7 protein-coding genes are annotated in these 13,822 nt (G+C 38.7%); all 7 read right to left on the minus strand.

Features of this window, described 5'->3' with window-relative positions; all coding sequences use genetic code 11:
• Positions 1–6: 6 nt before the first annotated feature.
• Positions 7–3,282 (minus strand): SusC/RagA family TonB-linked outer membrane protein, encoded by a 3,276-nt coding sequence (locus EZ456_RS21210; protein WP_225876590.1) that lies wholly within the window; start codon positions 3,280–3,282, stop codon positions 7–9.
• A gap of 186 nt (positions 3,283–3,468) precedes the next feature.
• Positions 3,469–4,536, minus strand: a complete 1,068-nt coding sequence (locus EZ456_RS21215; RefSeq protein ID WP_131533633.1) for a FecR family protein — start codon at positions 4,534–4,536, stop codon at positions 3,469–3,471.
• 804 nt (positions 4,537–5,340) lie between these two features.
• Positions 5,341–5,895: an RNA polymerase sigma factor gene (locus tag EZ456_RS21220; protein ID WP_131533635.1), complete on the minus strand. Its 555-nt coding sequence runs from the start codon at positions 5,893–5,895 to the stop codon at positions 5,341–5,343.
• A gap of 61 nt (positions 5,896–5,956) precedes the next feature.
• Positions 5,957–7,891: an alpha-amylase family glycosyl hydrolase gene (locus tag EZ456_RS21225; protein WP_131533637.1), complete on the minus strand. Its 1,935-nt coding sequence runs from the start codon at positions 7,889–7,891 to the stop codon at positions 5,957–5,959.
• Positions 7,892–8,066: 175 nt separating this feature from the next.
• Complete coding sequence (locus EZ456_RS21230) at positions 8,067–9,443, minus strand: MFS transporter (protein ID WP_131533639.1); 1,377 nt, start codon at positions 9,441–9,443, stop codon at positions 8,067–8,069.
• A gap of 135 nt (positions 9,444–9,578) precedes the next feature.
• Complete coding sequence (locus EZ456_RS21235; RefSeq protein ID WP_131533641.1) at positions 9,579–11,261, minus strand: alpha-amylase family protein; 1,683 nt, start codon at positions 11,259–11,261, stop codon at positions 9,579–9,581.
• A 182-nt stretch (positions 11,262–11,443) separates the two neighbouring features.
• Positions 11,444–13,762 carry a glycoside hydrolase family 65 protein gene (locus EZ456_RS21240; protein ID WP_131533713.1) on the minus strand — a complete coding sequence of 773 codons (2,319 nt, stop codon included), beginning with the start codon at positions 13,760–13,762 and terminating at the stop codon, positions 11,444–11,446.
• Positions 13,763–13,822 lie beyond the last annotated feature (60 nt).

Genomic DNA, 13,822 nt, shown 5'->3' on the forward strand with positions numbered 1-13,822 from the left:
AAAGGATTATAACTTAACACTTAAATTTAAACCGTAGGTGCGCACTGGTGGTACTCCACCCAGCTCCATACCCGGAATGGTTGCATTATAGCTCGATTCAGGATCGATGTTGTCTGTTTTCTTCATCAGGATGAATAAATTACGGCCAACAAAACTCACATTTAAACCTTTAATCTTATTATTGAATATTTTTCCAGGGAAATTATAGCCCAGAATAACTTGTCTGAATTTGATAAAACTTGCATCCTGAACAAACTGTTTTGATACATTATTGGCAAAAGTGCTGTAATAATTTGCTGCATTTATGCCTAAAGCATCGCGATTTTCTAAAGTAGCCTGGTGCAAACCAAACACATAACCATAATAATCCGTTGCAGAGAAAATTTTACCGCCCCATTTACCATCAATCAGGAATGAAAAGTTAACACCTTTATAGTTAAACTCGTTATTCCAACCGGCAGTCCACTTATTATAGGCCGAGCCATAAGGTTTCAACTCCCCTCTTTCAGGAATACCATTGGTGTCTTTTATAATATTACCGTTGGCATCGTATTTATAATCGTAAGCCATTACCTGTGCAATAGCCAATCCTTCTAAATTTTGTAAAAAACCTACGTTACTTCTTGAAGTTGCCAATGGTTGTGATGCAGTTCCTGGAGCTAATGTAATTACCTTGTTATCGTTATAAGATCCATTTACACTAGATGTCCAGCTGAAATCTTTATTCTTTAAAACAACGCCCGATACTAAGGCTTCAACACCACGGTTTTGCAACTTGCCAATATTTAAAAATGCCCCGTTATAACCGGTTGTGGTTGAAGTAGGAACGGCAAGGATTTCATCTTTCGATTTTTTGTTGTACCAGGTAAAATCAACACTAAGGCGATCACCAAAAAACCTCATCTCTGTACCGATTTCCAGCTCACTGGCACTTGAAGCTTTTAGTGTAGCGTTTGGGATTGCAGCATTCACAATATTTCCGAGCGAGCTACCATTAATGGTTTCACTGCGCAAATTATAGTAAAGCTGTGTTTGGAAAGGACTAGTTGCCTGACCAACGTTTGCATAACCTGCCCTTAATTTACCAAAACTCAAAAAAGACGGTTTCCATAATTCTGTAAAAACAAATGAACCACTTATGGATGGATAAATCGTATTTAATTTATTATCTCTTCCGGGTGTTGCCAAGGTAGAAAACCAATCGTTACGCGCGCTTCCTGTTAAATATAAAATATCTTTATAGGTTACTTCTAACGTTCCATAAACGGATTGTGTTTCCTGATCGGTCTGATAAACTCCAACTGCTTTCCCCCCGGTATTAGCTAAATTATAAACACCAAAAATCTGGAAAGATCCACCGGTATTGGTGGTTCCTGCACCTTTGGTGCGGCGGTAACTTGCACCAAAATTAGGGGTAATTGAAAAATCATCTATTTTAAAAGATTTACCAATTAATGCATCCACATTGATATCGGAGAATTTACTAATCTGTTCGGTATAACCTCCGTCGGCATCATAAGCTGTACCAGATGGCGTAACTGCAACGTAATTATCATTATAAGAATCTCTACCGGCACGTGCTTGTAAAAACAATCCATTATCGAAGGTATATTTTGCACTAATAGAACTCAATAAACGTTCTCTTTTGGTATTGTGAATAAAATCATAAGCAGCAAACCAAGGGTTGGTAGCGTAGGTATTACCTGTATTGTATGAAAGCTCAGTTCCATCAGGTTTTTTACCAGGCTTTAGCGTTTCAATATTTACACTGGTTGGTAAAAATGCTGCATTATAATTGGCATTACCTGCACCATCTGAAACCATTGGTCTATTTTTGGCCTGTTCTAAAATATAGTTGAAACGTGCATCGATAACTAAGTTCTTTATTGGATCGAAAGTACCCGATAGCGTAAAATTTTGTCTGTTTAAGCCAGAGTTAGGCACAACCGATCTATTGGTTAAATCACTTGCCGATAAGCGCATTACTCCACCAGTAAACGATTTGTTTAATGCCAGGGTATTTGTAAAAGTTCCTCCCGTTCTATAAAAATCTTCAATGTTATCCTCTTGGGCAGAATAAGGTCTGCTTACCCCATCAAACTGAACCACATTAGAACCATCTAATCTGGCACCCCAGCTCGAACTTCCGGTAGAAGCAGCAGCCAATTGCGTCGCCGGTTTCTGGCCATTTACCCCTTGCCCGTATATATATTGCCAGTTGGTTCTATCCATAACCTGTTCGGCAACATAATTACTGCTAAACTCAATATTGTTCCCTTTCCCGCTTTTTGTGGTGATTAGAATTACGCCTGCTTTTGCTCTATTACCATAAAGCGCTGAAGCTGCGGCACCTTTAAGTACCGAAATACTTTCAATATCATCAGGGTTTAAGTTACTAATCGCATCTCCTAAATCGGGTGCATTATCGTATTGACCTCCATTGTTGCCAATACCAATTGTGCTGCCAAAACCAACTGGCGCACTTTCCATCGGAATACCATTTACGACATATAATGGCTGACTTGATGGGCCTAAGCTGGATACACCACGAATAGTAACGTTTGTTGCGGCTCCGGCACCACCCGAAGTACCTGCAATATCTAAACCTGCTACCTTACCCACCAAAGAGTTGGTAATGTTATTTTCACGGGCCTGCGTTAAGGTTTCGCCACCAATTTGTGTAACCGAATAACCTAAGGCTCTTCTTTCTTTTTTAATACCTAGAGCCGTAACCACCACATCAGTAAGCTGTTTGGTATCTTCTGATAGTACAATATCGATATTGGTCTGCGAGCCGATAGCAATTTCCTTGGTTTGAAAACCAGCATAAGAAATTACCAGAATTGCATTTTCAGGTGCATTTAAAGCAAATTTACCGTTCACATCGGTAGAAGTACCTATACCTGTTCCTTTTACCCTAACTGTTGCTCCGGGCAAAGCACCTCCAAGTGCATCTTTCACCGTGCCCGCAATTGGGACTTCTTTATTTTTGCTAATCACAATCAAGCCACCATCAGAAACAGAATATTTTAGGTTCGTTCTGTTTAAAATGGCTGCCAATACATCAGTAACCAAAGTATTGGTTACAGTAATGCTTACATCCTTGTTTACCGGGACGTAAGAAGAGCTGTAAACAAAATGGTAACTGCTTTGCTGCTCAATAATCTGTAATACCCTGGCTAGCTTTGTTTTCTTAACATCTAAAGAAATTTTTTCCTGAGAAAAAACCGATGCCGAAACATTAAGACAGGTAATGAAAACCATAATACAGGCTAGTTTCATTAGCATAATGAATTTTAGAAGCGCTTTATATTTTGGGCGCCCTTGCAGTAAGTAATAATAAATCATATTTTTGTTTTTTTGGTTGCATAAAGTTCTTGGCAGCAATCTGTTTGCGCATAAACTGCCATTAATTAATCAAAAGAGAAATTTGTAAGGGCGGTGCTCCAACACCGTCCTTTTTTCTTTCTATTTCGAGATGGTTACCTGTTTTCCTTTTATCTCATATTTAAAATTATTTTCGGTTGCTTTTAAAGCGTGTAAAACTTCTTCAATGCTTTCGTTTGTTATGGTTGCCGTAAAACGGTATTTTTCTATTGAAGGATCTGTAAATTTGATTTCTACGTTATACCATTTTTCTAAAACATTCTTAATCTCATCAAAATCCTGATCATATATTTCGATCCGGTTCTGTGTCCATGCGGTTTCTACAATGGTACTATCTTTAATCTTTGTGTAATGATTGATCGTAATTTCGGGCGGTAAGGCCGTAGTTTTAAGCAATTTGCTTTTTTGTTGCGCCGGAACACTCTTGTAAAAAGTAACTTTCTGACTTGGTTTTAAAGTAATGGTTCCACCGTTTCCATTTACGGCCTCCATGGTAATTAGGCCACGGATTAAAGTGGCTTCTGATGTTATTTCATCAGGATACGCTTTCACATTAAAAGCAGTACCGAGTACATTGATGTTAAAATCGGTTGTGTGCACTTTAAAAGGTTTATTTTTATCATGGGTTACATCAAAAAAAGCCTCGCCTGTTAAGGTCACCTCCCTAAACTGATCGTTAAAACCTTTGGTAACGGATAAAGAGCTTTTAGCGTTTAATATTACCGATGTCCCATCCTGAAGCTTAATTTTTTTACGTTCACCACTTTTGGTAGTAAAAGTATAAACCTCTTGTACAGCGTTTTTTGTATTACTATCATTAAAGTATGTTTTATAAACGAACACCGAGCCAAGCACTAAAACTAATGCTGCTGCAATTTTAAACCATAAATAACGGTTCAGTTTAACTACTTCCGCCTCAGGAAACATAGTTTCCTTCAAACTTTCTGTCTGTTTATTTAATGGGCGTTTATTCCCGCTTAATATCACGTAAAGTTTTTTTGCTTCTGCAATTACTAAAGCCTGCTCAGGGTGGGCATTAATGTACTTTTCCCAATATCCAATGCAAAGCTTATCTGTTGCAGCGCAATACTGCTGAAAAGTGCTATCGACAAGAAAATCTTCTGCATTGAATTTACTTCTATCAACCATTCTAATTTGCCTTTTATATATCAGTGCCCAAAAGCTTTACTTTTTCCTAAGGAAATTTTAACTTTTTTTTAATATAGCGGAATATGTGCCCTGAATGAGAATACAATGAAGAAATTTAATTTGCAGGAATGCTAATTTTAAAGTTTATAAAGGGTCTGGTAAATATTTTATTGTTTAAATAATCTCTTTTTCTGGGAAAGCAATTGCAGAAGCTCTTCGGTAAATGTTAGCCCTGCCATCCACTTTATCTCACTACGTTCGATGCCCGCTGCTGTCAGGTTTAGGTGGCGTAGGCTGTTTTACTATTGAGGATTGCAAGGTGCAAAATAAATACCTTATTGTTTTTAAGTCGGTTACATTACCAAGAGCACCAACCCGTTGTTTCTAAACCCGGTAGTAACGGAAATCCTTTTTATTGCCTATAACCAAGATTAAAACTGTACATATTGCCGGCAGCGTTAAATTGCAATAAAAAGATTGGAGTGCATAACGGGGCTACAGCACCTACGGAGACTGGAATGTTTGTTTTCAAAATATAAAACCCACTATCTCAAACTGGCAGACTGTGAGAATAGAAAGACTTCAGAAGTTTTAAGTTATTAATTTTTTGGGCGTTTGAACACGCTATCCGCTGTATCTTTTGGCTCTCCTTGGACGGGCTCAGGATGACACCAAAAGGATGCCACTCCTATCGTTAACGCAAAGCACACCATAAACAACTTCAAAAACATAAAATAGAGACTTTTAACCTAATATTTCCGAAGTTTTGCCACCTCACACTCCAGCTAAACTTCGGAAATAATTTTACGCGTTAAATTCTTTCCTTAGGATTTTAAGTGCATCATAAATGGTGTTATAGGCCGTTTTAATGGTCTGATTGCTCTGCTCGGCAATCTGTTCGTAGCTTAATCCGTCGAAAAACTTTAAATGGATCAGCTGTTTTTGGCGAAAAGTTAGTTTTTCGAGGGCATTTTTAAGCTGATGTTGCACCAGTTCATCACTTTGCACCTTAACAATAAACTCTTCATAACTCATTTCCATCCAATCGCCATCGGCCCCAGCATTAAAAAGCGCATCGTTAATTTTGCGCTTTCTTTCTAATATCCTGAGCAGTTTGCGTTTAAGGAAGGTACGCAGGTAAGCCTCAATATTATCAACACGGGTTAGACTTTCATGTTTCTCCCAAATGGTGGTAAAAACAAGATCGGTAGCTTCACTGGAAGTATCGGCATCTGCACAAACCCTGATCCCGAAATTTACAAGCGGGTAATAAAGCTCCTTGTAGAGATCAAAAAACGCATCTTTATCGCCAACCCGTAATCGTTCCCATAATAAGTGATGCGCTAGTTTACTGTTCATTAACCTGTTAGTTGTTATCGCAATATTAACTAAAAACAACAAGATTATTACTTACAGATTTTTACTTTAAAGCTATTTTACTGAAAATGTGATATTCTCCCGGCGCTAAAGCTCTGTTATAGCTATTTGATAAAAGGTTAATGCTGCTTCCAACGGCATCGACCCAAGTGCCCGACGAACCAAAATCAATATTGGCCGTTTGGCTCACCACATCAAAATTCCCCACCACTACAACCGTATTTGCACCCTCTATTAGTTTAATATATTTGATTCCACCAGTCAGGTTATAAGTAGAATTGGTTGAATTAAAAATGCTGTTATTCTTTTTCAACCTGATAAACTTAGCATAAGCATCGTACAAAGCTTTACGGTTGGGATCGGTATAATAATCCCATTTAATTGGTTTTTCTCCCGTTCTTCCATTAAAATCGATGTTGATATCGTAACCAAGCTCACCAAACTGCCAAATCATTTTCGGGCCCGGGATGCTAAACAAGAAAGCCGCGACCAATTCTTCTCTTTTTAAAGAAGTAGCTAAGTTTCCTTTAATTATATAACTGCCTAACGCATTACCATAGCTAATGTTTTTAAAATTCAACCTTTCCTCATCATGACTTTCGCCATATCCAACCAAATTTTCAGACTTCGTAAACCCATGATTGGCATAAAAACCCCATTGAAAATTAGAATTATCTAACCAACCCATTGTTGCCTCATTCATGTTATAATTCATGTTGTTCCAGAGCATCATTCCGTCATCGGCCAAAACCTTTTCTTCTGATTCTTCTGCAAAATGCTCCAAAATCACATAAAAATTAGGATCTATAGTTTTAATGTAGCCATTGTAGTCTTTCCAGGTAGCAATCCTACCAGCATCATATAGTCTAAATTGGGCATCATCAGTTGACGATTTCTGTGTAAATCCTTTTGACAGATCGAAACGGAAGCCATCAATTTTATATTGTTGCATCCAAAACTTCATTACATCTTTAGAGAATTTTTTAGTGGCTGGGCTTTCATGATTAAAATCATAACCTACATTAAATGGATGTTTGGCATCAACATTAAACCATGGGCTATTTGTAGTGGGTTTTGAGCCATCAAAATACAATTGTACCATTGGTGACTGACCGAAAGAATGGTTCAACACCATATCCATAATTACGGCAATCCCCCTTCCATGGCATTCATCGATAAAGTTTTGCAGCGCGGTTTTAGTCCCATAATATTTATCTGGTGCAAAATAAAATGATGGATTATAACCCCAGCTTAAATTCCCTTCAAACTCATTTACCGGCATTAATTCAATTGCATTGATACCCAAACCAATTAAATAATCGAGTTTGGCCAATGTAGAGGCATAATTATGATCGGTGGTAAAATCGCGGATCAGCAATTCGTAAATCACCAAATCATTTTTATTTGGACGGGAAAAACTAGTATTTTTCCAAGTGTAAGTTGGCTGGTTAGCTTGCATAACACTTAGAATTCCTGTTGTTTTACCTGTAGGATAGGCTTTTAAATTTGGGTACGTTGCCGCAGTAATATATTTATCGTTGTCAGGATCAAGTATTTTCTCGCAATAAGGATCAGCCACCTTTAAGTTTCCATCTACAAAAAACTGATAGGCATATTCTGTATTCGGGTTTAAATTATCTACCTGAACCCACCAATAATTTCCATCGGGCGTATTTTTCATTGTTGCTGAAGTGGCAGACCAATCGTTAAATTCGCCAATTAGCACAACTGATTTTTTGCCAGGGGCATATAAGGTTACAATTGCTGATGTACCCTTATTAATAAATACCACACCATCTTTGGCCCCTACAGGTAAATCTGCTGTTTGGTTCGTTTGCGTTGGTTCTAGGCCGTCATCTGTTGATGCTTTTTTACAGGCGCTATTAAGCGTTATTACCAATAGCAATAGGTAGACAATCTTTTTTGCTTTATTCGTTTCGTGCAGACACGAACCGAGGCGGTAAATTATTTTTTTCATTTGGTTAAAAAATTTTAAGGTTTAATACAAAAAGTGCTTATTCTGGTTCGTGGAGACACAAACTAGGGAGATAGACATAACTTATCCGCCTCGGTCAGTGTTTCCACAGACCGAAATTATATCGTATTGGAATTATATCACATTGGTCTGTAAGGACACAGACCAAGGAATATCTTTAAACCGATCTATTTTCTTCTACTCCAAGCTTTGAAGCTAAAACTTCATCTGTTTTTTTAGTTTCCTTAATGAAAATATAACAGATAATAGCTGCTAAAACCATTAATCCCCCACCGATCTGAACAGCTAAAAGTCTATCGTTATTTAATACATTGCGCATTAACCAACCGAAACCTAACGAGGCAATAATCTCTGGCAGTACAATAAAAAAGTTGAAAATGCCCATGTAGATCCCGATTTTATCTTTGGGTAAAGATCCACTCAACATGGCGTAAGGCATAGAAAGAATGCTGGCCCAGGCAATCCCCACTCCCGTCATACAGAGATAAAGCATATTCTTATCATGCACCCATGCCACACTGATTAAACCGATTGCCCCACAGATTAAGCATAAAGCATGTGTGGTTTTTCGCCCTAATGCATCGGCAATTTTAGGTAGCACTAATGCAAACAGAAAAGTAATTACGCTGTAATAAGCAAGGGTTAAACTTCCAAAATCGGCACCTTGTGCATAAACCGGGTCGGCAGCATCTTTTCCACCAAAAACATTAACGGCAACGGCCGTGGTATAATAAAACCACATTAAAAATAAACCTGGCCAGGTAAAAAACTGAACCAAAGAAACAATCTGCATTCTTTTGGGCATATTCCTTAGGGCATGAAAAATTTCCCTCGCACCACCACCAAAACCTTTATTGCTTTCTTTTACTTTTTCTTTAAAATCTACATCCTGAGGTGGATATTCTTTAGTGGTAAAAACCGTCCATAATACGGCAGCGAAGAAGAAAAAAGCGCCGATATAAAAAGAGAACTTTACGTTTTCTGGAATACTCCCCTGTGCTGCGGTATTGGTTAAGTGGAATACATTGTTCATAATCCAAGGTAAGGCCGAGGCTACACTTCCGCCCAAACCGATCATCATACTCTGCATAATAAAACCTCTGTTCACCTGACTATCGGGTAATTTATCGGTAACAAATGCACGGAAAGGTTCCATTGCAATGTTCCCAAAAACATCCAGAATCCAAAGCAAACCAGCTGCCATCCAAAGCACACTGCTATGTGGCATAAAGATTAAGGCAATGCTACTCACAATGGCCCCGATCATAAAATATGGCCTTCTTCTACCCCATTTTGGGTGCCAGGTACGATCGCTTAAATATCCAATGATTGGCTGCACAAATAAACCAGTTAAGGGCGCGGCCAAAAACAATAATGGAACCTGATCGGGATTGGCACCCAGGTTTTCGTAAATACGGCCCATGTTTGCACGCTGTAAATCCCAACCGAACTGAATCCCAAAAAAACCAACGCTCATGTTAATGATCTGTACGAGTGTTAATTTTGGGTTCTCGAATATTGTTTTTAAGCTCATTGTATTTGGTTTAGTTTTTAACCGCAAAGGGCACAGAGTGAAGAAGCAAAGAGACGCAAAGCAGAAATTAAAATCAGATCTCTGCTTACTTTGAGAAGCACTTAGCGTTCTTTGCGGTTAATTCATTTTTTTATCTTAAAATTCAATCACCTGTGCACTAACTGGCGCAAGGGTTACGGGTATGCTTGTTCCCGCTGGGATATTTAACTTTCTGTCTGTTAACAGATCTGTAACCGGAGCTGAATGTTTAACTTTTAAAATCTGATCAGGGATTTCGATATTGGCAGTTAAGGTTTGTGTCCGATCAAAATTGGCCACTACCAATAAACGTTGTTTACCAGAGTAACGGATAAAAGCATACATGCGATTATTCATATTACCTGCAATAGGAACCTCATAAATTTCACCATTAATTACGGCATCGCTCGTTGAAGTAACCTTTAATAACTGTTGATAATAGGCGCGTAATTTCTGTTCATTTTCAGCTAATTGTTTGCCATCAAAAGCACCATGATTCATCCATTTCTGATGGTTGGGAACACCCCAATAATCGAAAATAGTGGTTCGGTTATCATCTCCCCCAAATCCTTCCATACCTTTTCCGGGTTCACCAACTTCCTGTCCGAAATAAAGCATCACGGCACCAGCGCCCAATGTTGCCGAAACAACCATTGCAGGTAAAGCCAGCTCGGCCTTGCCCGCAAATCCTGGTGATGCAATACGTTCTTCATCGTGGTTTTCTAAAAAGCGCAACATGTGTTTGCCAAAACCGGCACTCTCTACCTGCCACACCTGTTTAATAGCAGCTACATCTGCAGTTGGTTCATTTCTGATAAGTTTTTTAAGTCCATCATACAAACCCACTTTATCGTAGAGGTAATCGAATTTGCCTTCGTCTAAATATTGTTTGTAAACTTTTGGGTTGTAGGCTTCGCCCAGAAAAATTAAATCGGGATTAACTTTTTTCACTTGTGGAATTACCCAGTTCCAGAACGCAATAGGTACCATTTCAGCCATATCACATCTAAAACCATCAACCCCTTTATTGGTCCAGTAGGTTAAAATATCGCGCATTTTTAGCCAAACCGGTGGAATGGGATCGAAATATTGTTTTTCACTGTTCTGGTAATCTACACCATAGTTCAATTTAATGGTTTCGTACCAATCATCGTATTTAGGTTGTGCAGAAAACACATTGTTTCCTGTTGCTTTTGCTGGGTTCTCATCAAACTTACCATCCTGTAAAACCGAAATTGGTGTTTGCTTTGTTCCACTTGTTGGTGCTGCAAAGGGCTGACCAGGGTTATAGTAATAATCGTTCCTGGCACTAAAAGCCTTGGTTACATCATCCTCGGCTCCAAAATCGATTACATTTTTTGGTTTTGCATAGGAATGATAACTTCTGGCTACGTGATTGGGAACAAAATCGATCAGCACCTTTAAGTTTTTGGCATGTGTTCTTTTCACCAGCGCTTCAAACTCCTTCATCCTGTTTTTAACATCAACAGCCAGATCGGGATCTACATCGTAATAATCGCGGATGGCATAAGGAGATCCTGCTCTACCCTTTACCACATCGGCATCATCGACCTTAATTCCGTAGGCAGAATAATCTGTCAAGCTAGCATGGGCAAGTGCTCCGGTATACCAAACATAGTTGACATGGAGTTCTTTTATACCATCTAAAGCTTTGTCGGTAATATCGTTAAACTTACCAGAACCATTTTGTTCAATTGTTCCGTAAGGCGTATTAGTAGTATTTTTATTCCCAAATAAGCGGGGCAATAACTGATAAATAACGATCTGCTTATCGTTCATTTTTGTATGCTGTTTTTGTGCAAAGGATGATAGTGAAAATAGTAAAAAGAAAACATAAAATATGCAGGTCCTCCCCCTCCCCCCTCTAGAGGGGGACAAATGAGACGTTGAACTGCTCCTTCGTTTCGTTAAACCCAGTGGCTTTAACCTTCTACCTTCAACCTTTAAACCCTCAACCTTTCTCATACCAATTCTGCGTTATTTACTTCAATTTCGGTATTTCCGGCCAATTTATAAATATGGTTTCTGATGCCGATTTCTAAATCTATTGTCGCGTTGTTTTTAATATTAATACCATTTTCGGTAATATTGATCTTTAAGGTAGCTCCCCTGAAGCCGATGGTAAACGAAAAAGATTTCCATTTGCCAGGTAAGAAAGGATTAAACTGCAGTTTTCCGTCACGCACACGCATACCCGCAAAACCTTCTACCACACTCATCCAGGTTCCTGCCATCGAAGTGATGTGCAAACCATCTTCGGTATCGTTGTTGTAATCATCTAAATCTAAACGGGCGGTACGTAAATAGAATTCATAAGCACGTGCTTCATCATTTAATTTCGCAGCTAAAATACTGTGTACACAAGGTGATAATGAACTTTCGTGCACGGTACGGGGTTCATAAAAATCGAAGTTACGTTTCAAAGTATCCAGATCGTAATCTTCTTCAAAGAAATATAATCCCTGTAATACATCGGCCTGTTTAATGAAACATGATCGTAAAATCCTGTCCCAGCTCCATTTTTGGTTAATTGGTCGTTCGCTGGCTGGCAGGTCTTTAACCAAAGTTTGTTCTTTGTCTAAATAACCGTCCTGTTGTAAGAAAATGCCTAATTTTTCATCTTGTGGATAATACATTTTCTCGATGATATCTGCCCATTCGGCAAATTCCTTTTGGTCGAAATTTAAGCTTTTTAACAGGCTGTTATATTTTTCAGGTTGCTGCGCCTTCACTACTCCGGCAGCCTCGGTTGCATACTTCATACACCATGTAGCCAAAATATTGGTGTACCAGTTGTTGTTTACGTTGTTCTCGTACTCGTTTGGACCAGTTACGCCAAGCATTACATATTGCTGTTTATCGTTGCTCCAATTAACGCGTTGTTTCCAGAAACGGGCAATACCAATCAACACTTCTAAACCAAAATCAGAAAGATAACTTTCATCACCAGTGTAGCGAATGTAATTGAAAATGGCAAAAGCGATGGCGCCATTACGGTGGATTTCTTCGAAAGTAATTTCCCATTCGTTGTGGCATTCCTCACCGTTCATCGTTACCATTGGATACAGTGCGGCACCATCTTTAAAACCTAATTTCGCTGCATTTTCAATCGCTTTGCCTAATTGTTTATGGCGATACACCAACAGGTTTTTACTTACTTCCTGTGGAGCAGTTGCCAGGTAAAACGGCACACAATAAGCTTCGGTATCCCAATAGGTTGAGCCACCGTATTTTTCACCGGTGAAACCCTTCGGACCAATATTCAATCGATCATCTTTACCGGTATAGGTTTGAAAAAGCTGAAAAATATTGAAACGAATAGCCTGTTGGGCTGAAACATCACCTTCGATTATGATATCACTTTCTTCCCATTTGCTTGCCCAGGCTTCGGTTTGTTCTTTTAATAAAGTATCAAAACCCTTGGCAGATGCTTTGGCAATTACCGATTTTGTTTCTTTTAAAAGTGATTCTTTTGGGTAATTTTCTGAAGATAAATTCGCCACGATTTTAACCAGAGTGATCTCTTCGTTTGCTTTAACATCAAGAGAAAAAGTTTGTCCAACGAATTTCTCTTTGCGAACTGGCTCTGGATTAATATCTAATTTCTCCGCAATTTTATACAGTTCGATATTACTCCCTGTACAAACTTCAAATTCTGTTTTCTTTGTCCTTAATTTGATGTAGGCTTCCGTTCCCGAAATTTCATCTGTAATTTTATCCCAGAATTTTTCGTCGTAGTTACTGTCCTGATTTTTAACATCGCCATCAATAAAAGGCATTAATGTTAATTTACCATCGAAATTTAATGGGGTAATGCTATAGCGGATTGCTCCTACCTCATCATCTGCAATGCTGCAAAAACGGGTAGATTTAACTTTTAGGGTTTTGCCGCTTTTTAATTTCGCTGTAAAAGTACGCTCTAAATATCCTGCATGCATATTCAGCACACGTTTAAAATCACTTACCTCAGCGGTTGCCAGATCAAGAATTTCATCGTCTAGTTTTACTTCAATACCAACCCAGTTTGCCGCGTTTAGTACTTTGGCAAAATACTCCGGATACCCATTTTTCCACCAACCCACACGGGTTTTATCTGGATAATAAACGCCTGCAACATAGTTCCCAAGTAAGGTCTCTCCGGTATAAGTTTCTTCAAAATTGGCGCGCTGGCCCATACGGCCATTACCCAAGCTGAAAATACTTTCCGAAATTTTATTTAAATGTGGATCAAAGCCTTCTTCGATAATATTCCACTCATCTGCTTTAATGTAGTTCTTCATCCTTTTTACTTTCGTCATTGCGAGGCACGAAGCAATCTCCTTTCAGAGCTTTCATCCTCA

The sequence above is a fragment of the Pedobacter psychrodurus genome, from assembly GCF_004331735.1.
Lineage (GTDB): Bacteria > Bacteroidota > Bacteroidia > Sphingobacteriales > Sphingobacteriaceae > Pedobacter > Pedobacter psychrodurus.